General features: G+C 41.8%; 20 protein-coding genes. 7 read left to right on the top strand and 13 right to left on the bottom strand.

Annotated elements, in window-relative coordinates; genetic code table 11:
• Positions 1-35: 35 nt before the first annotated feature.
• The 4 genes from AXW61_RS07350 to AXW61_RS07335 form a co-directional block, all read right to left on the bottom strand.
• Entirely contained in the window at positions 36-809 is a 774-nt protein-coding gene (locus AXW61_RS07350; protein ID WP_004982314.1) for a M48 family metallopeptidase, read from the bottom strand.
• Between the two features lie 186 nt (positions 810-995).
• Positions 996-1,301: a hypothetical protein gene (locus tag AXW61_RS07345; RefSeq protein WP_004696180.1), complete on the bottom strand. Its 306-nt coding sequence runs from the start codon at positions 1,299-1,301 to the stop codon at positions 996-998.
• A 199-nt stretch (positions 1,302-1,500) separates the two neighbouring features.
• On the bottom strand, positions 1,501-2,820 hold the full coding sequence (locus tag AXW61_RS07340; RefSeq protein ID WP_062033760.1) for an adenylosuccinate synthase: 1,320 nt from the start codon (positions 2,818-2,820) through the stop codon (positions 1,501-1,503).
• A gap of 69 nt (positions 2,821-2,889) precedes the next feature.
• Positions 2,890-4,056 carry an ATP phosphoribosyltransferase regulatory subunit gene (locus AXW61_RS07335; RefSeq protein WP_062033757.1) on the bottom strand — a complete coding sequence of 389 codons (1,167 nt, stop codon included), beginning with the start codon at positions 4,054-4,056 and terminating at the stop codon, positions 2,890-2,892.
• 429 nt (positions 4,057-4,485) lie between these two features.
• On the opposite strand from AXW61_RS07335, the gene AXW61_RS07330 reads away from it, so the two are divergent.
• Positions 4,486-4,998: a hypothetical protein gene (locus AXW61_RS07330; RefSeq protein WP_062033754.1), complete on the top strand. Its 513-nt coding sequence runs from the start codon at positions 4,486-4,488 to the stop codon at positions 4,996-4,998.
• An 87-nt stretch (positions 4,999-5,085) separates the two neighbouring features.
• On the opposite strand, the gene AXW61_RS07325 is transcribed toward AXW61_RS07330, so the two are convergent.
• On the bottom strand, positions 5,086-5,541 hold the full coding sequence (locus AXW61_RS07325) for an Lrp/AsnC family transcriptional regulator (protein ID WP_062033751.1): 456 nt from the start codon (positions 5,539-5,541) through the stop codon (positions 5,086-5,088).
• 163 nt (positions 5,542-5,704) lie between these two features.
• On the opposite strand from AXW61_RS07325, the gene AXW61_RS07320 reads away from it, so the two are divergent.
• The gene (locus AXW61_RS07320) at positions 5,705-6,451 is read left to right on the top strand and encodes an AzlC family ABC transporter permease (RefSeq protein ID WP_062033748.1); all 747 of its coding nucleotides are present in this window, start codon (positions 5,705-5,707) and stop codon (positions 6,449-6,451) included.
• Positions 6,448-6,747, top strand: coding sequence for an AzlD family protein (locus AXW61_RS07315; protein ID WP_062033744.1), 300 nt, complete (start codon positions 6,448-6,450; stop codon positions 6,745-6,747). Before AXW61_RS07320 ends, AXW61_RS07315 begins: the two co-directional genes overlap by 4 nt.
• Positions 6,748-6,756: 9 nt before the next feature.
• Here the strand turns inward: AXW61_RS07315 and AXW61_RS07310 are convergent, their stop codons facing one another.
• Together AXW61_RS07310 and AXW61_RS07305 are read right to left on the bottom strand one after the other, a co-directional pair.
• A complete protein-coding gene (locus AXW61_RS07310; protein ID WP_081408273.1) occupies positions 6,757-7,062 on the bottom strand; it encodes a hypothetical protein in 306 nt (101 codons plus the stop codon).
• 113 nt (positions 7,063-7,175) lie between these two features.
• Positions 7,176-8,210: a type I glyceraldehyde-3-phosphate dehydrogenase gene (locus AXW61_RS07305; RefSeq protein ID WP_010327132.1), complete on the bottom strand. Its 1,035-nt coding sequence runs from the start codon at positions 8,208-8,210 to the stop codon at positions 7,176-7,178.
• 392 nt (positions 8,211-8,602) lie between these two features.
• Between AXW61_RS07305 and alaS the strand changes: the two genes are divergently transcribed.
• The 3 genes from alaS (at position 8,603) to csrA (ending at position 13,171) form a co-directional block, all read left to right on the top strand.
• Positions 8,603-11,296, top strand: a complete 2,694-nt coding sequence (gene alaS, locus AXW61_RS07300) for an alanine--tRNA ligase (protein ID WP_171254057.1) — start codon at positions 8,603-8,605, stop codon at positions 11,294-11,296.
• A gap of 66 nt (positions 11,297-11,362) precedes the next feature.
• Positions 11,363-12,643: an aspartate kinase gene (locus AXW61_RS07295; protein ID WP_010327134.1), complete on the top strand. Its 1,281-nt coding sequence runs from the start codon at positions 11,363-11,365 to the stop codon at positions 12,641-12,643.
• A gap of 273 nt (positions 12,644-12,916) precedes the next feature.
• On the top strand, positions 12,917-13,171 hold the full coding sequence (csrA, locus tag AXW61_RS07290) for a carbon storage regulator CsrA (protein ID WP_004982340.1): 255 nt from the start codon (positions 12,917-12,919) through the stop codon (positions 13,169-13,171).
• A 57-nt stretch (positions 13,172-13,228) separates the two neighbouring features.
• Here the strand turns inward: csrA and rnhB are convergent, their stop codons facing one another.
• From rnhB to AXW61_RS07275, 3 genes are all read right to left on the bottom strand, one after another.
• The gene (rnhB, locus tag AXW61_RS07285) at positions 13,229-13,807 is read right to left on the bottom strand and encodes a ribonuclease HII (protein ID WP_062033732.1); all 579 of its coding nucleotides are present in this window, start codon (positions 13,805-13,807) and stop codon (positions 13,229-13,231) included.
• Between the two features lie 62 nt (positions 13,808-13,869).
• Complete coding sequence (locus tag AXW61_RS07280; RefSeq protein WP_004696154.1) at positions 13,870-14,232, bottom strand: hypothetical protein; 363 nt, start codon at positions 14,230-14,232, stop codon at positions 13,870-13,872.
• A 138-nt stretch (positions 14,233-14,370) separates the two neighbouring features.
• A complete protein-coding gene (locus AXW61_RS07275; protein WP_062033729.1) occupies positions 14,371-14,748 on the bottom strand; it encodes a hypothetical protein in 378 nt (125 codons plus the stop codon).
• A 221-nt stretch (positions 14,749-14,969) separates the two neighbouring features.
• Here AXW61_RS07275 and AXW61_RS07270 point away from each other — a divergent pair, with 221 nt between their 5' ends.
• On the top strand, positions 14,970-15,539 hold the full coding sequence (locus AXW61_RS07270) for a cytochrome b (RefSeq protein WP_171254056.1): 570 nt from the start codon (positions 14,970-14,972) through the stop codon (positions 15,537-15,539).
• 26 nt (positions 15,540-15,565) lie between these two features.
• On the opposite strand, the gene AXW61_RS07265 is transcribed toward AXW61_RS07270, so the two are convergent.
• From AXW61_RS07265 to AXW61_RS07255, 3 genes are all read right to left on the bottom strand, one after another.
• Positions 15,566-15,928: a hypothetical protein gene (locus AXW61_RS07265; protein ID WP_062033722.1), complete on the bottom strand. Its 363-nt coding sequence runs from the start codon at positions 15,926-15,928 to the stop codon at positions 15,566-15,568.
• Between the two features lie 54 nt (positions 15,929-15,982).
• On the bottom strand, positions 15,983-16,984 hold the full coding sequence (locus AXW61_RS07260; protein ID WP_062033719.1) for an adenosine deaminase: 1,002 nt from the start codon (positions 16,982-16,984) through the stop codon (positions 15,983-15,985).
• 67 nt (positions 16,985-17,051) lie between these two features.
• Complete coding sequence (locus tag AXW61_RS07255) at positions 17,052-18,374, bottom strand: NCS2 family permease (protein ID WP_004696144.1); 1,323 nt, start codon at positions 18,372-18,374, stop codon at positions 17,052-17,054.
• Between the last annotated feature and the right edge of the window lie 42 nt (positions 18,375-18,416).

The following is an 18,416-nucleotide window of genomic DNA, read 5'->3' as shown; positions in this document are numbered from 1 at the left end:
GGACGCCTTAGCGTCCTTTTTTACTCAAAGATAAATTAACGTCTTTGATTATAAACCGCTTGAGCAGCAGCTAAATTCTTACGCATTGCTTCAATACGTTGACTATTTGATGGGTGTGTCGACAGGAATGAAGAACCACCTGCTCCATCAAGCTTATTCATTTTTTCCCACAGACTAATTGCGGCTTGAGGGTTATAGCCTGCTTTAGCCATCAACATTAAACCACCTTGGTCTGCACGACTTTCTAAGCTACGTGAGTAAGGCAAACCAATACCAATTTGACTACCTAGCTGCGCTGCTGCTGAACCTGTTTGACCGACACCTGCCGCACTTAAACCAATACCCAATGCCAAATCCGTTAATGCCTGCGCACCCACTTTACTCTTCGAGTGCTCTTCTAAAGCATGCACCATCTCATGTCCCATCACCGCTGCAATTTCAGCATCCGTTAGGTTCAATTTATCGACAATACCTGTGTAGAATACTACCTTACCACCAGGTGCAACATAGGCGTTGACCTGATTTGACTTAAGTACTGCCAACTGCCAGTCAAATTTCGTTCCAGTTTGATTCATTTGATCGGCATATGGCTTCAAGCGATTGAATACACCATAAATACGCTTATAGGTCGTAGATGAGGTATCTAAGGTCTTTGTGCTTCGCGCTTCATTCACAGTTTTGTTGAAGCCTTGGGTTGCTGCTGCATTTAATGTTGCAGTGTCTGCACCTGCCACTTCCGCAAAAGTTGCACAACCTGAAATGGTAACCACACTCGCTGCACACAAACTCATTAATATTTTATTTTTCATTATTGCTTAACTCCATCCATCTCAAAGCATTTTACATAATGTGCTGAATTATATTGAATAGATTTAAAGTGTTAAATATCATCACCGCGTTTTATCATAGCAATTATGTAAAAATATCTTCACAATTAAGCACAATAAGCCAAATTTCCGCGCTAGAGCGATATCTACACACCACCTTAAACCTACTTACATAAACTGAATCAAAAGCCAATAAACCAAACACAGGATATTTAAACCCAAATACAGGTGGCTTAAAGGTTCAATTTTTTCCTCAAGGGTCGCACTTTTACGCTTCGCAAACAGGAATGCATTTTGGAGCAGTATGATCGGCACCAAGATACAAGCAATAATCACAGACAATCCAATGAGTGCACTATAAATCACGTCTGGATCGGTGGTTTGCCCTTGAATAATCATCATCGCGATTGTTGGTGCACCACCCATAGCAAAAAGTAGTGAGTAAAAAATAGTTCCCGCGATATTCTTTTGCATCCTGCCTGCTCATCTGTTTATTGTGCATTTTATTCTAACAAGCACGTATACACTATGTCATGCTTATTCATGCAACTTTAGTCGGGAAAATCATTCCAGCTCAGCAGCTTAAATCAATATCTGTCAAGCGCATGTACAGATGTACCGCATAAATAAAAAACCCTGTACGAGACAGGGTTTTTATTCAATGCCTTATCGCTTAAGCGTCAAATGGATGACGTAAAACAATCGTTTCTTCACGGTCTGGACCTGTAGAAATGATATCGATTGGGCATTCGATTAATTGTTCAATGCGTTTTACATAGTTGATCGCTGCTTGTGGCAATTGATCCATTGATTTCGCACCAAACGTAGACTCAGACCAACCTGGCATTGTTTCGTAAATTGGTTTTAAAGTTTCAAATGCAAGCGCATCAGAAGAACCAACACAACCAGAATCCGCTGCTTCGTAACCTACGCAGATTTTCACTTCTTCTAAACCATCAAGAACGTCAAGTTTAGTTAAGCAAATACCTGAAAGTGAGTTTACGTCTACAGAACGACGAAGGATTTCAGCATCGAACCAACCACAACGACGTTGACGACCTGTAGAGGCACCAAATTCAGAACCTACAGTCCCTAAGTGCTTACCAATCGCATCACCTACGTCATTTGCAGCGTCATAAACCAACTCAGTTGGGAACGGACCTGCACCTACACGTGTTGTGTATGCTTTGGTAATACCCAATACATAGTCAAGATGTAATGGACCCAAACCAGAACCTGAGCTTACTCCACCAGCAGTCGTGTTTGAAGACGTTACATACGGATATGTACCATGGTCAACATCTAGAAGGGAGCCTTGAGCACCTTCAAACATGATGTTGTCACCGTTTTTACGGTAATTATGCAGCTCTGTAGTGACATCAATCACAAGTGGTGCAACCACTTCACACCATTGATCACACAGCGCAAGTACATCTTCTAATTTAACTGCTTCTACGCCGTAGAATTGCGTTAATTGGAAGTTATGGTACTCAAGAAGTTCAGTTAACTGAGCTTTAAGATGCTCGCCACCACGAACCAAGTCTGCAACACGAATTGCACGGCGTGCAACTTTGTCTTCATAGGCAGGCCCAATACCACGACCAGTGGTACCAATTTTCGCATTACCACGCTTGATTTCACGCGCTTGGTCAAGTGCAATATGGTTTGGCAAAATCAGTGGACAGTTCGGAGAAATACGTAGACGTTCTTTAACTGGCACGCCTTCTTTTTCAAGAATGTCCATCTCTTTGATGAGCGCTTCAGGAGAAAGTACCACACCATTACCAATTAAGCACAGTACGTTTTCACGTAAAATACCAGATGGAATGAGGTGTAATACAGTTTTCTTACCACCAACGACAAGTGTATGACCTGCGTTATGTCCGCCTTGATAACGAACGACCGCAGCCGCTTGATCTGTGAGCAGGTCGACGATTTTACCTTTACCTTCGTCGCCCCATTGGGTACCGAGTACCACAACATTCTTGCCCATAATAGCCTCATTGCATCATGCTGTTAAAATTGAAGAACCTCTCAGGTTTTAGCTTACCTGAAGAAGTGATTAAATCTGTTCTACAGTCCATTGACCTGCAACATTCACCAACTGGTGCGTTGCATATGGAAGCGTAGTTAAATCATCCTGCCCCAAAAGTTGAATCACACTCATGCCTTGAGCACGTGTGTGTTCAATCGCTTGGATCAAATCTGTTTGAGTACCTTTGGGTGCAACTACAAGACTGTTTTGCTGAAAACGACCTGCACTAAGTGCATATAAGTCACAACTAAAACCTGTTGCTGGACGTGCACGTCCAAAGTGTTCACCAATCCCGTCATAACGTCCACCCTGTGCCAATGGTGCAGCACGGTTTGGTGCATAAACGGCATACATTAAGCCCGTATGGTAGTGATACGAACGTAGCTCAACCACATCAATACCCATCTGAAGATTTGGCCAACGCGCTTGAATCTCAGATTGTGTGGTTTTTAATGCATCGAAAGCGTGCTTGAATTCAGCATCGGCAATGACTTCTGCACTTAAATGCGTTTGCAAGGCATCTAAGTCACTGGCATAGCGACCTAATGTGTAAAAATCTGCACCAAAGTTTAAATCTTGGGTAAATTCAGCCAATTCTGGCAATGCTTTACGTTGGTATAAATCAGAGAGTTGACGTTCAGTTGCTTTGTTTAAACCTGCAACCTTCACCATACTACGGAATAAGCCCACATGGCCTAAATCCAAATGGATACCGTCTGCAAAACCTGTTTTTTCAAGCAGGCTGATCATCACATCAATCAGTTCCACATCGGCATCGATGCTGTCTGAACCGAATAGCTCAGCACCTAACTGCAAAGGTGTACGCGTGGTATTAAAGCCCTGTGGTTTGGTATGCAGAACTGTTCCTGCATAGCAATAGCGAGCGACGCCTTCAACTGGATGTACATGCGCATCAATACGAGCCACTTGTGGTGTCATATCGGCACGCACACCAAGCAAACGACCAGAAAGCTGATCAATCACTTTAAAAGTGGCTAAGTCTAAATCTTGATTCGATTCTGATAGAGAAGATAACGATTCGATGTATTCAATGAATGGCGTGTACACCAACTGATAACCTCGAGTTGCGAGGAAATCTAATGCTTGACGACGCAAAGTTTCAATCACTTGCGCCTGTTCTGGTAGTACATCAGCTACACCATCAGGTAATAACCATGTCTCTGAAATGGGCATGTTGTAAACCTAAAATCTTGTCTGCGCGGAACGAATCCGCATAAAAAAATCGGGGCACACCCGATTTCTCTTAGTCTATCACGATACAATGTGCTGTGCATTAGACAATTTCGGAAAATTTAATTTATCGCTTCGATGTCATCGTTAACAACTTTATACATTCTTACCGATTTTGAGCGAGCCATTCAAAACTTGACTTTAGACAATGCCCAAGTATCAGAATAAAGAATATTAACTCATCCTAGTGCTCTGCACAGATTGGAAAAATTCATATAAGACTTTGTTTTATATTTTATTTCCAATTATACCTATGCTTGCACAAAAGGCACATTCTTTTATACTTCAGCTCAATTTGACAGCAAAAATAAATACAACGGCGTTATACAGATAGCACTTTTAATCACATATTTTTTACTTGGGGAAAATTCGATGGAAATGCATAGCAACTTATATTACAAGCATGCAGATGCTCAAATCATGTCAAAGTTAGACCGATTATTTCAAGAACATCGCGGCGATGCGAGTCAATTTACAGCTTTAGTCTGTGACATCAACCCAGAACATGGTGCTGAACTGGCCGAAGATATTTTAAATACCGTCGATAATATCGAGTTTGACTTAGGTCCTGAATCACTATACTCCCTCGCGGGTTATTCCATCGCACACTTTGTCCATGGTTCATCAGGTGATGAGTTCATGGAAGCGATTTTATTCTTCCTGAAAGCCTTGCTTCCAGACATCCATGCGCAAGCATGGGGTTGTGGTGATGATGACCCGTGGGAGTTTTGGTTCAAATTTGAAGGTGGTGAACTGGTTCGTGAAGATGATGAACCTCTAAATGACCCTGAAGAAGATGAAGAAATTAAAGCCAGTATTTATGCATGGTGGCACGCAGATCTGCCTAAAGAAATTAAAGAAGGCTTTTTAAACGAAGAGTCATAACATCCTAAGTAGCATGACTAGAGTACAAGTCCTATCATTTTAGTCATGCTGTCACATTCACGGGCAATTTCGCTATCAACTTTTGAGTTACCAAATCGGCAATTCTGTGGTTTGTTTGATATTTTGCAATGGAATTTCTGTTTTAATACTTTGTATATTCGGGATTTTATTCAAGCGATGAATTTGAAACTGTCGATAGGCATCTAAGTCTGCAACCACAATACGTAAAAAGAAATCACAATCCCCTGCCATTAAATGACACTCGACCACTTCAGGAACTTCACGAATCGATTCAACAAATTGGTTCACCGTTTGCGGATCCTGACTTTTTAACCAAATGCGTGCAAACACGGTCAAACGCAGATTCACCTTAGCTGGATCAACCAAAGCCACATAAGCCCGAATAATCCCGTCTTCTTCTAGTTGTCTTACTCGTCTTAAACACGGTGAAGCAGACAGTCCAATGCGCTGAGCCAGTTCATTATTTTGAAGTTTCCCATCGACTTGTAGTACTTGTAATATACGCTTATCTGTTTGATCCATAAATTCCACCCCTAAAGCATAATTTTGCTCAGACTTAACCAATCACAGCATATTATTCCAAACAAGCTCTATATTAAGCTAAATAAAGCAAAAAATATCTCTGGAAAAACCCTACACTTATTCACATACTGCACCAAAACCTAGCACGCATAGGCAATTTAAAATGTTCTCCCTTAGAAATACAACTCAAGAACTCAATGACTCTACAGATTACGTCGAGTTTAAACGTGGTATTAAAACATCTATCCCCATGCTGCTGGGCATTATTCCTTTTGCTTTGGTCTTAGGAACACAAGCCACTCAAAAAGGCTTTAGCCATTTAGAAGTTCCATTATTTACTGGTCTAAACTTTGCGGGCGGTTCCGAATTTGCTGTGCTCGAAGTTTGGACCAATCCACCAAATTTTCTCGTTTTAATTTTCATTACGTTCCTAGTCAATAGCCGTCACTTACTCATGGGTGCAAGTCTCGTGCCCTATTTACGCCATTTGCCTAATCGACAGGTTTTCCCTGCCCTGTTTTTCATGTGTGATGAAAGTTGGGCCGCAGCGCTTGCCGATGCAGAAAAGAAGAAAAGATTTGGGCTACAACAGGCCTTTAGCATGTCCTACTACGCAGGCATCTGTTTTGCCCTGTACTTGATGTGGGTCAGTTTTACCAGCTTAGGAGCCATTCTTGGTCCTTTGCTAGGCGATGTTCACCGTTATGGATTTGATATGGCCTTTGCTGCAGTATTTTTGGTTTTACTACGTGGTATGTGGAAAGGCTTCAGCGCCGCACGCCCTTGGCTTATCAGTCTAATCAGTGCGGCCATTGCTTATTTATATTTACCAACGGGTTGGTATGTGCCTATTGGGGCAATCTGTGGTATCGCCTCTGCCTTCTTATTTATTCAGGAGGATGAGCTATGATCCACAGCACTACACTTGTCGCAATTTTATTGGTCGCAGCCACCACTTATCTGACGCGTATATTGGGCTATGTTTTGCTGAAAAATAAAACTTTAAGCAACAAACAACGAAAGATTTTGGAAGTTGTGCCGGGCTGCGTACTTATTTCAGTAATTGCACCTTATTTTGTCAAAGACAATGTCGCAGACCTACTCGCCATCGCCATCACTTTACTTGCAGCTTCACGCTTTTCACTCTTACCAACCGTTGTGATTAGTATGCTGAGCGCAGCATTATTACGTACCTTGCTCATCTAAACTTAATTTTTAGCGTTCAGGCTGTACAGCTTTAGCGAGAATATTCACCAACTCAGCGTTTTGTAGCTCAACTTTTTGCAACTTAGACGTGGTCTGCTCGATCACTTCCTGTTGCACATGCATCTTTTTTGCAAGATCTTGCATAATTTCCAAGGTCTTTTTTAAGTTTTCTTCAAGATGATGTACTTTTTCTTGCAGTTGATTCTGCTGTACGCTTGGATCGGTTTTATCTGCCTGATTTTTAAATTGAAACCAAATTAAAAATACGACAGCGACCGCCAACAGCAAAATAAATCCCCAAATTAAGATCAACATAAGCACCGCTCTACATTATTTTCGTTTATAGATTCATGATAACCACAAGTCTGTATTCGGTCTATGCCTATCATCTTGTTTTCAGAGTAAAAGATGCTTAAAAATAAAGACCTTTAGGTAGTTGACGCACTAAAAGATTCACACAAATCTAATAAGCGGTTTGCATAGCCCCATTCATTGTCATACCACGCAAAGACTTTAGCTTGATGCCCCACCACCATGGTTTGCGTTAAATCAACAATAAGTGAATAGGGTGAATGGTTAAAATCTGAAGATACCAAAGGTTCATCCGTCACATCCATAATTTCACGGTAGTCTGACTTCGCCGCCTGAATCAGCACTTCATTAATTTTATGGTCGGTAATCGGTGTTTGCGAAATAAAAGTTAAATCAATTGCCGCCACATTAATGGTTGGCACACGAATCGAATAACCATCGATACGATCGGCCATTTTTGGCATAACTTGTTTTAAAGCACCGAGGGCTGACGATGTGGTGGGAATAATATTTTGACCTGAAGCACGGGCACGTCTTAAATCACGATGCGCATGATCTAATACAGACTGATCGGCAGTCACTGCATGAATTTCGGTCATGAGCGCGGTATCAATCCCAAAAGCATCATCAATGATTTTAACCAAAGGCACTAAGGCCTGCGTGGTACATGACACACTGGAAATGATTTGGTCACTCACTTTGACCTCATGGTGATTCACCCCATACACAATTGCAGCATCAACCGAATCAAAAGGTGCTGCACCAATAATCACGCGCTTTGCACCTGCGCTGATATGCCCTGTTGCCGCTTCACGCGAGCGAAATAAACCTGTGCACTCTAGAACCACGTCGACATTGAGACTTGCCCAAGGTAAATCCTGCGGGTTTGCCTGACACAATACTTCAACTTTGAGCTGCGCTTGATCTTTAGAAAGATGTAAATAAATCCTTTCATTTTCATAACTTAAATCGACTTTGCCCGGAAATCGCCCATGCGTGGTGTCATATTTAAATAAATGCAATAAGGTTTCTACATCTGCTACATCATTTACTGCGACGATTTCAAACTGAAAGTTCTTTGGATTTTCAAACCAAGCGCGTAGTACATTACGTCCGATTCGACCAAATCCATTTATCGCCACTCGTTGCATGACTTGCCCTTATTTATAAAATGATGAAAGATAAAGCAGGCCTATATTAATGGATTTATATAGGTTTGGTTAAGCTTTCTTTTTCTATCCCCCATCAGTGAAGATGATGAATATGAACCCTTAAGTCATAAATTGACCAGCCTGACAACCTCGCACTAATCAACTCATTTCCATGAAATGATATAAATATCCAACAATAACAAGCAAAATCTTAGAACTATCGAATACATAGAAATGTCATCAATTCGCCTTAAAGTGATTGGTGCAACATCCTTTTTCCGTTATAATTTGGCGTTTTAAAATTTTTAAGCCAGTATCTGAAGTCAGCGTATTTAGAATAAGACTTTCTTCAGCTACTATTAGCCAAATCGAAATTATGGAGTGACTTGGTTGTGAGTACTCGTTTTATGACATCAGCTGAAATTCGCGAAGCTTTTTTAAGCTACTTTGAATCGCAAGGGCATACACGTGTCGCGTCGAGTTCTCTAGTTCCCGCCAACGACCCTACTTTGTTGTTTACCAACGCGGGTATGAACCAATTTAAAGATTGTTTCTTAGGCCTAGAAAAACGTGATTATGTACGTGCGGTGTCTTCACAAAAATGTGTCCGCGCAGGTGGTAAACACAACGACTTAGACAATGTCGGTTATACCGCACGTCACCATACCTTCTTTGAAATGTTAGGTAACTTCTCATTTGGCGACTACTTCAAACGTGATGCGATCAAATTTGCATGGGATTTTCTAACAGGTGAAGCTTGGTTAGCGCTGCCTAAAGACAAACTCTATGCAACGGTTTACCACACTGACGACGAAGCATTTGACATCTGGAACAAAGAAATTGGTTTAGATGCATCACGTATTATCCGTATTGGCGACAACAAAGGTGGCCAATACGCATCAGATAACTTCTGGGCAATGGGTGATACTGGTCCATGTGGTCCATGTTCTGAAATCTTCTTTGACCATGGCGACCATATTTGGGGCGGCTTACCGGGTACACCTGAAGAAGACGGCGATCGTTTCATTGAAATCTGGAACAACGTTTTCATGCAGTTTAACCGTACTGCAGATGGCGTATTACACCCTCTTCCGGCGCCTTCTGTTGATACAGGTATGGGCTTAGAGCGTATTTCTGCAGTTTTACAACACGTCAACTCAAACTACGAAATCGATTTATTCCAGCATTTACTTAAAGCTGCGGCTGAAATTATTGGTCTAGACACCTCAGAACTTGAAGCGAAAGCACAATCTGAAGGCAAGCCCGTGGATTATCCTGCTTCATTGAAAGTCGTTGCTGACCATGCCCGTTCATGTTCATTCTTGATTGCTGATGGTGTAAACCCATCAAATGAAGGCCGTGGTTATGTACTACGTCGTATTATCCGTCGTGCAGTTCGTCATGGTAACAAGCTCGGTGCAACAGGTTCATTCTTCCATAAAATGTTGCAACCTTTAATTGAAGTGATGGGTCAAGCTTACCCAGAACTTGAAGCACAGAAAGTACGTATTGAAGCGCAATTGCTGAAAGAAGAAGAACAATTTGCTAAAACTCTAGAGCAAGGTTTGAAATTGCTTGAAGGTGAATTGGCTCAACTGAAAGGTTCTGTGATTCCAGGTGAAGTGGTGTTTAAACTGTATGATACGTATGGTTTCCCAACTGACCTGACTGCCGACATCGCACGTGAACGTGATTTAACCATTGACGAAGCTGGCTTTGAAGTTGAAATGGCAGCTCAACGTCAACGTGCACGCGATGCAGGTAAATTCGCAATTGACTACAACTCTGTTGTTAAAGTTGAAGGCGAAACTCAGTTTGACGGCTATGATGCAACAGTTGGCCAAGGTCAAATTGTCGCGATCTATAAAGATGGTGAACAAGTTGATGAAGTCGTTGAAGGTGACGAAGCCCTCATCGTACTGAACCAAACCCCGTTCTATGCAGAAAGCGGCGGTCAAATTGGTGACACAGGTATTTTCAAAAATGACACAGGTATTTTTGAAGTCCAAGACACCAAGAAATCGGGCGGCGCTTTTGTTCACCAAGGTATCGTGACCATGGGTAGCTTAAAAGCAACTCAATCTGTTGAAGCGATTGTAAAAGCAGACATTCGTGCAGCAACTGCACGTAACCACTCTGCAACTCACCTTTTGCATGCTGCACTACGTCAAATTCTAGGTGAACACGTACAACAAAAAGGCTCATTGGTTGCGTCAGACATCTTACGTTTTGACTTTGCCAATGATCAGCCAGTTTCATTTGAACAACTTCAAGAAATTGAACGTTTAGTCAATGCCGAAGTGATTGCAAACAGCCCTGTTACCACTGAACTTCTCGACATCGAGTCTGCAAAGGCTAAAGGTGCGATGATGTTGTTCGGTGAAAAATATGGTGATGAAGTTCGTGTACTTTCAATGGGTTCAATCATTGAAGAGAAGAACTTCTCAATCGAGCTGTGTGGTGGTATTCACGTTAAACGCACGGGCGACATTGGCTTGTTCAAAATCACTTCTGAAGGTGGTGTAGCTGCGGGTGTACGCCGTATTGAAGCGGTAACGGGCACCAAAGCCGTTGATGTTGCTCAAAAAGCTGACCGTGATATCAATACCATCAACGGTTTATTAAAAGCTCAAAAAGACCAAACTTTAGAAAAAGTTGAAGCCTTAGTCGACACAGCATCAAGCTTGCAAAAACAGATTGAACAACTCAATCAAAAACTTGCCAGCTTCCAAGCTGCTGAACTGCTTAGCCAAGTTCAAACGCTTGCGGGTCGTCAAACGCTAATCACGACTGTTCAAAACATGGATGCGAAATCACTTCGCAACCTACATGACGGTGTGAAATCAAAATTAGAAAATGCAGTCATCGTACTTGCTGGTGTTGAAGGTGACAAAGTTAGCCTGATTGCATCTGTAGCAAAAGACTTTACTGCTTCTATTAAAGCAGGTGACATCATCAAACATCTAGCAACTGAGCTTGGTGGTAAAGGTGGTGGCAAACCTGACTTAGCACAAGGTGGCGCGCCACTAAACGAGAAGTTTGCAACAGTGATGGCAGATTTAACTGCTTGGCTTGAAGCGAAATAAAACTTCACCTTTTGTGTAACTGACCCTGAATGATGCATTCAGGGTCATGGTTTATATGGAACAACTATGGCATTAATCGTTCAAAAATATGGCGGTACCTCTATGGGTACTCCAGAGCGCATTTTAAATGTTGCTCGTCGTGTAAAGCGTTGGCATGACCACGGCCACAAGGTTGTAGTGGTTGTATCAGCAATGAGTGGCGAAACCAATCGTCTACTTGCTTTAGCGAAAGCCATTACCGAAACCCCTGACCCACGAGAATTAGACCAAATGGTTTCTACGGGTGAACAGGTAACGATTTCAATGTTAGCAATGGCGCTCAATTCTATTGGCGTTGAAGCTAAGTCACTTACGGGTCGCCAAGTCGGTATCAAAACAGACAATGCGTTTACCAAAGCACGTATCGAGTCGATTGATACTGACACCATGACTGCGCATTTAGATGCCGGTCGTGTGATCGTGGTTGCTGGTTTCCAAGGCTTCGATGCCGATGGCAACACCACCACCCTCGGCCGTGGCGGTTCAGATACTTCTGGTGTAGCACTTGCTGCGGCATTAAAAGCAGATGAATGCCAAATCTATACCGATGTAGATGGCGTTTATACGACTGACCCACGCGTTGCACCAAAAGCGAAAAAAGTAGACCGTATTTCATTTGAAGAAATGCTGGAAATGGCATCACTTGGTTCTAAAGTTCTACAAATTCGTTCGGTTGAATTTGCAGGAAAATACCAAGTGCCTTTACGCGTATTATCAAGTTTTGATAATGACGATGATGGCGCATTCGACGAAGACTTTAAAAAGAACGTCGGAACACTAATCACCACTGAGGCGGAAGACAACATGGAACAACCAATTATCTCTGGTATCGCATTTAACCGTGACGAAGCTAAACTTACGATTCTAGGTGTTCCTGATGAACCAGGTATTGCATCTAAAATTTTATCGCCAATTGGCAATGCCAACATTGAAGTGGATATGATTATCCAAAATGTTGAAGAAGATGGTACAACTGACTTCACTTTCACGGTAAACCGTGGCGAACTTGCAAAAGCAACAAAAATTCTTCAAGAAACTGCTCAAGCTATTGGTGCGCGCGAAGTTGCTACACGTGATGACATTGTTAAAGTGTCCATCGTAGGTGTGGGTATGCGTTCGCATGCAGGTGTTGCAAGTAAAATGTTTACTGCCCTAGCTGATGAAGGCATCAACATTTTGATGATCTCAACTTCAGAAATCAAAATTTCTGTGATTATTGAAGAAAACTACTTAGAACTTGCTGTACGTTCTTTACACACTGCTTTCGGTTTAGACCGTGAACATGGTGAATCAAGCGCACGTGCTTAAGCAATCTTGCGAAAAACTTGTCATTGTCTGACAGTTTTTGCAAAAGACTACAAAAATCAGGGGCCACTATAGTTTTTTCTATAGTGGCTCTGTTATATTAAGCCCGAGGCTTTCTTAAATTTAGATGAATGTTATACCTAATGTCACTAGATATCTAAAAATTCAAGTGTCATGCGGTTGTATTAAACATTTGTTTAAATTTTTTTAAATACAAAAAATTATGTATTTTACTTTAGTACAACTGCAGGTTTAGCGTTTTGCAAGGAGATAAACATGCTGATTTTGACCCGACGCGTCGGTGAAACATTAATGATTGGGGATCAAGTAAGTGTTACTGTACTTGGTGTCAAAGGCAACCAAGTTCGTATTGGTGTCAATGCTCCCAAAGAAGTATCTGTACATCGTGAAGAGATTTATCAACGCATTCAGCATGAACGTGCAATGCATGAACATCTTCAACATCTTGATCAGGATTACCAGCCTGCATTTGAAGATGAAGGTGCACAGCAGAATAATTTCAATCGTTAAGATTGAAACATTCAGATATAAAGCGGCCCGATTGGCCGCTTTAAATTTTTATACAGTCTATTTTTGCTCAAGCGCCTCGATCACTTTCTTTACAGGCCCAAAACTGCGACGATGCTCGTCAATGACCCCATGTTCAGCAATCGCCTCAAAATGCGCTTTGGTTGGATAACCTTTGTGTTTGGCAAAACCAAACTGAGGATATTTTCGATCCATCTCAATCATTTGATGGTCACGTGTCACTTTGGCCAAAATACTCGCCGCTGAGATTTCAGCATGTAAAGCATCCCCGCCCACAATTGCCTCACAGCTCATACTCAAGCCTTGTGGAATTTTATTACCATCAACCAAGACATGTTCGGGCTGTATTGCAAGCTGTTCAACCGCGCGGCGCATCGCAAGCAAAGATGCTTGTAAAATGTTGATCTCATCAATTTCAGCAGCACTCGCCTCAGCAATCGCCCATGCTAATGCTTTTTCCTGAATTTCGACAAAAAGTTTTTCACGTTTTTTTTCAGTCAATTTTTTGGAATCATTCAACCCTTGTATTGGGTTATTGGGGTCTAGAATTACCGCAGCAGCGACCACTGAACCCACCAAAGGGCCGCGCCCTGCCTCATCTGCACCTGCAATTTGCATTTTCTACTCTCATAAAAAATGGCTGATAACAGCCATTCTAAAAATTTAACAATTTATTCGGCTTAGTTTAGCATTTCGGAGGCGCATGTGGCTGTTGTTTTTGTTGCGGCTAAAGCGCCATAGGTTGCCTTTGCTTTGGGATCAATTGCCGCCAAAGCCAACTGCTCTTTAGACAATACTTTGGGAGAGTTATCACCTACACAGTTACATACTTCACGTTTTTTCTTTTGTTTTTGGTCTTCTGATAACAGCTTACTGCCCATGATCCATGTCGGATTAGTTTCGATTTCATCCATACATTTTGCATGTGAGGCCATTTTAATAGCCGAGATTCCATCATCATCTGAGCTAGATAAAGGATTCGACACACACGCGGAAAGCATAAGCGAGCCAAACAAACAGAGAATTAACTTATCATTTTTCATACAGATACACCCTTTGTTGTAAAAGGAATCAGGCTTCAATTGTTATTATTCACATCAATATAAAAGATAAACACCAAAAAGTACAAAAAAACCGCAAAGAAGCGAGGCATGTCCCCCGCTTCTTTGATATATCACAACTTAATTCACCGCTTCAGCCACACATGCATTGATGGTTTTGGTCACAGCATTGCTAATAATGGTTGTACGCGCCGCAGGGTCAATGGCCGCTGTTGCCACATCGACAGCGGTAATATTTTGTGGGGCTTTCTCACTGACACAACCACAAATTTCGGTTTGAATATCGGTTTTTTGGTCAGCAGTCATAAATTTGGTTGCTGTTTTCCATGCTGGCAGATTATTCAACTCAGTCGTACATTTTGCATTAATGGCAATTTTAAGCGCTGCTGTACCCAGTTGTTGCGTGGTGGTCGTCGTATTGGTCGTTGCCATATCAGTCGCTGTACAAGCCGAAAGGATCAAAGCCAAAGGAGCAAGCACTGCATTCATTTTTTTCACGGAGTTATCCATTTATAACAGTTAAAGTGCGCGTATTTTGCCGAATCTTTGCTATTTACGGAAACACTATTTCCATGCCATTTTAATATCTTTCGCTTATTGCACAGTTTTAGATCAGTCATGCGCCATTGGTCTGTGCAGCGTTGCAGAATATCAACGCTATGTTGCATCTACTACATTTTTGACCTATCTATAGTTCTATAAAATAGCGCAACATAAAAATGGATGTGAATCTAATGAACTCGGCAAACACCCATTACACGCGTACCGCTCAAATTCTGCATTGGCTCATGGCAATTATCTTTATTGCTGCTTGGCTGATTGGGTTTTATAGCGGAAACTTCCTCAGTTATGATGCTGATGGTAGCTTTAAAGGGGATGTCATTACCTTACATAAGAACATTGCAACCACAATTATTTTTCTAGTGGTGATTCGTATCTTTTGGCGTTATACCCACCCTGCACCCAAACTTCCAGACAGTATGTCACCATTAATGCAAAAAATGGCACACCTCGGTCATTTGGCTTTATATTTCATTTTGTTAGCTTTGCCAATTACTGGCTGTTTATTTAGCTGGAGTGCTGGGCACCCTGCACCTGTATTGTACCTTTTTGAAATTCCCCGTTTAGTACAAGACAATCCACAGTTACTCGCGATCGTAAAACCTTTACATATCTGGATTTCATGGGCAGCTGGATTACTGTTAGTAGGTCATATTGCAGCAGCACTGAAACACCACTTTATTGATAAAGATAATGTGTTAAATAGCATGACCAAACAAGCAAAGTAAGACCAAGTTGAACCAGCCTAAAAGCATCAATCTGTTGCTTTTAGGACTTCATCCACCACACATCCCTTAAGCGTATTCAACACACCCTGTTGTACCACCTGTTTTTTGACTTGTTCATCAACCACTGCACGCAACAAAGTTGTTGCAGGAATATCGTTTAACGCATTTTCACCCACGCAACCACAGATTTGCGTTTGGAGCTGATTCTTTTTCTCTTCACCAAGCAATGCTGTACTGACTTTCCACAGCCTTGTCGCTTCAAGCTCTACACCGCACTGATACATCACCACTGGCTTTAGTAGTTTTTGCGTTAACCCAGTATCCGTTTTGAGCAAATAAACTGCAAAGAGCACAACAATAACCACAAGCAATGCAATGATTTTTTTCATATTGACCTCACATAAAAAAGACAGAGCGAACTCTGTCTTTAAAAGGACATCAGATTAAGCAATGGCTGCAATTTCAGCCGCCCATTTTTGCTTCTCTTCTGCCGAAATAAACGACGCTTCAAAAGAGTTCAGCGCCAATTGTTTTAGCTCAGCTGCTGTTAAGTCTAACGCATCTGTAATGGCAATAAAGTTATCATTCATATAACCACCAAAGTACGATGGATCATCTGAATTTACTGTCACTTGCACACCTTGTTGCAACAAACGGCGGATATTGTGCTGTGCCATATCGTCAACGACACATAACTTTAAGTTACTGAGTGGGCAAACTGTCAGTGGCATTTTCTCCGCGATCAAACGCTGCATTAATACAGGATCTTCTTCAGAACGTACACCGTGGTCAATACGATTCACTTTAAGCAAATCTAAAGCTTCCCACACATATTCTGCTGGGCCTTCTTCACCCGCATGCGCAACCACTAAAAAGCCTGCTTCACGCGCTTTAGCAAAGACACGTTCAAACTTTGAAGGAGGATGCCCCACTTCGCTTGAGTCCAAGCCCACACCAATGATTTGATCTTTATAAGGCAATGCCTGTGCTAAAGTTTCAAGGGCTGCTTCTTCACTTAAATGACGCAAGAAACACATAATCAAATGCGAACTAATGCCGAATTTTGCCTTGGCATCATCACATGCGCGTTGCAGACCATTAATCACTGTTTCAAAAGCAATACCACGATCTGTATGCGTTTGTGGGTCAAAGAACATTTCGGTATGTACTACACGATCTTCGGCACATTTTTCAAAATACGCCCAAGCCAAGTCGTAGAAATCTTGCTCATGAATCAGTACATTTGCGCCTGCATAATAGATGTCTAAAAACGATTGCAAATTGTGAAAATTATAAGCCTGTTTTACTTCTTCAACCGACTTATAAGGAATGTCTATTTGATTACGCTGTGCGATTGCAAACATGAGTTCTGGCTCAAATGTCCCTTCAATATGCACATGCAATTCAGCTTTTGGTAAAGCACGAATGAGCTCCAATTGACTCATATCTTTTCCTCTTTAAAAATAAAAAAGGGCGTAAACTGAGTTTACACCCTTATCACTATTTGATGAATTAACCACCAAATAACGCAAATTTCAATGCCCAAAGCACAGCCACAATCCACACCATGTACGGTACAGTCGCCGCTTTACCGGTGAACAATTTAACCAATGCATAGCTAATAAAGCCCATCGCAATACCATCTGCAATTGAATAGGTAAATGGCATAAATACAATGGTTAAGAACGCAGGAACGGCTTCAGTAATATCATCCCAATCAATATGGGTAATCCCCTGAATCATTAACACGCCAACAAATAACAATGCTGGAGCTGTTGCAAAACCAGGTACAGATTGAGCTAAGGGTGCTAAAAACAAACATAAGATAAATAACACACCGACCACGACTGCGGTTAAACCTGTACGGCCACCAGCAGCAACACCCGCAGACGACTCAATATATGGTGTCGTCGAAGATGTACCTAATGCTGCACCTGCAACAATTGCGGTTGAGTCTGCAAATAATGCTTTTTTCAAACGTGGAAGCTTGCCATCTTTCAGTAAGCCTGCACGGTGTGACACACCAACCAATGTACCTGTTGAGTCAAATAAATCGACCAAGAAGAATACAAAGATGACACCAACCAAGCTTGCCGTAAATAGACCTTCAAAGTCCATTTGCATGAATGTTGGAGCAATTGATGGAATCTCACCAACAACACCTTTAAACTCGCTTAAGCCCATAGCTGTTGAAATTGCAGTTAAAGCCAAGATACTAATAATAATGGCACCACGCACTTTAAAGTGATGCAGTACAACCACCATCAAGAAGCCAAATAAAGCCAAAAGAACAGTCGGTTGCTTTAAGTCGCCCAATCCAACCAAAGTCGCTGGATTGTCCACAATAACGCCTGCATTTTTTAAAGCAATCAACGCAAGGAATAAACCAATTCCGCCGCCAATCGCAAGCTTAAGCGACATTGGGATTGCATTCACAATGGCTTCACGGATCTTAAACATACTGATCGCAATGAACACCAAACCTGATACAAACACTGCAGCTAAAGCAGTCTGCCAAGGCACACCCATACCCATACACACCGAATAGGTAAAGTAAGCGTTTAAGCCCATACCCGGTGCTAATGCAATTGGATAATTTGCAACAATACCCATAACCAAACAGCCAATTGCGGCTGCAAGACAAGTCGCTACAAAGACAGCACCATGATCCATCCCCGTTTCGGATAAAATCATTGGATTCACAATAATGATGTAACACATGGTTAAGAATGTGGTTACACCTGCAAGAAGCTCTGTACGAAAACTGGTTTTATTTTCACTCAGTTTGAACATACGCTCGAGCATATTTTCTGAAGATGGATTAGGAGTCGTCATGACCTAGCCCCTGTAAATAAACTTTTAAAACTGTATAACTGC

Source organism: Acinetobacter sp. BMW17, from assembly GCF_001592855.1.
Lineage (GTDB): Bacteria > Pseudomonadota > Gammaproteobacteria > Pseudomonadales > Moraxellaceae > Acinetobacter > Acinetobacter johnsonii.
The sequence above is the reverse complement of the archived record's forward strand: the minus strand, read 5'-3'. Positions and strand labels throughout refer to the sequence as shown.

Coding starts and splice junctions, on each gene's coding strand:
- AXW61_RS07350 (WP_004982314.1), bottom strand. CDS start 809: ATGAAAAATAAAATATTAATGAGTTTGTGTGCAGCGAGTGTGGTTACC.
- AXW61_RS07345 (WP_004696180.1), bottom strand. CDS start 1,301: ATGCAAAAGAATATCGCGGGAACTATTTTTTACTCACTACTTTTTGCT.
- AXW61_RS07340 (WP_062033760.1), bottom strand. CDS start 2,820: ATGGGCAAGAATGTTGTGGTACTCGGTACCCAATGGGGCGACGAAGGT.
- AXW61_RS07335 (WP_062033757.1), bottom strand. CDS start 4,056: ATGCCCATTTCAGAGACATGGTTATTACCTGATGGTGTAGCTGATGTA.
- AXW61_RS07330 (WP_062033754.1), top strand. CDS start 4,486: ATGGAAATGCATAGCAACTTATATTACAAGCATGCAGATGCTCAAATC.
- AXW61_RS07325 (WP_062033751.1), bottom strand. CDS start 5,541: ATGGATCAAACAGATAAGCGTATATTACAAGTACTACAAGTCGATGGG.
- AXW61_RS07320 (WP_062033748.1), top strand. CDS start 5,705: ATGTTCTCCCTTAGAAATACAACTCAAGAACTCAATGACTCTACAGAT.
- AXW61_RS07315 (WP_062033744.1), top strand. CDS start 6,448: ATGATCCACAGCACTACACTTGTCGCAATTTTATTGGTCGCAGCCACC.
- AXW61_RS07310 (WP_081408273.1), bottom strand. CDS start 7,062: ATGTTGATCTTAATTTGGGGATTTATTTTGCTGTTGGCGGTCGCTGTC.
- AXW61_RS07305 (WP_010327132.1), bottom strand. CDS start 8,210: ATGCAACGAGTGGCGATAAATGGATTTGGTCGAATCGGACGTAATGTA.
- AXW61_RS07295 (WP_010327134.1), top strand. CDS start 11,363: ATGGCATTAATCGTTCAAAAATATGGCGGTACCTCTATGGGTACTCCA.
- csrA (WP_004982340.1), top strand. CDS start 12,917: ATGCTGATTTTGACCCGACGCGTCGGTGAAACATTAATGATTGGGGAT.
- rnhB (WP_062033732.1), bottom strand. CDS start 13,807: ATGCAAATTGCAGGTGCAGATGAGGCAGGGCGCGGCCCTTTGGTGGGT.
- AXW61_RS07280 (WP_004696154.1), bottom strand. CDS start 14,232: ATGAAAAATGATAAGTTAATTCTCTGTTTGTTTGGCTCGCTTATGCTT.
- AXW61_RS07270 (WP_171254056.1), top strand. CDS start 14,970: ATGGATGTGAATCTAATGAACTCGGCAAACACCCATTACACGCGTACC.
- AXW61_RS07265 (WP_062033722.1), bottom strand. CDS start 15,928: ATGAAAAAAATCATTGCATTGCTTGTGGTTATTGTTGTGCTCTTTGCA.
- AXW61_RS07260 (WP_062033719.1), bottom strand. CDS start 16,984: ATGAGTCAATTGGAGCTCATTCGTGCTTTACCAAAAGCTGAATTGCAT.
- AXW61_RS07255 (WP_004696144.1), bottom strand. CDS start 18,374: ATGACGACTCCTAATCCATCTTCAGAAAATATGCTCGAGCGTATGTTC.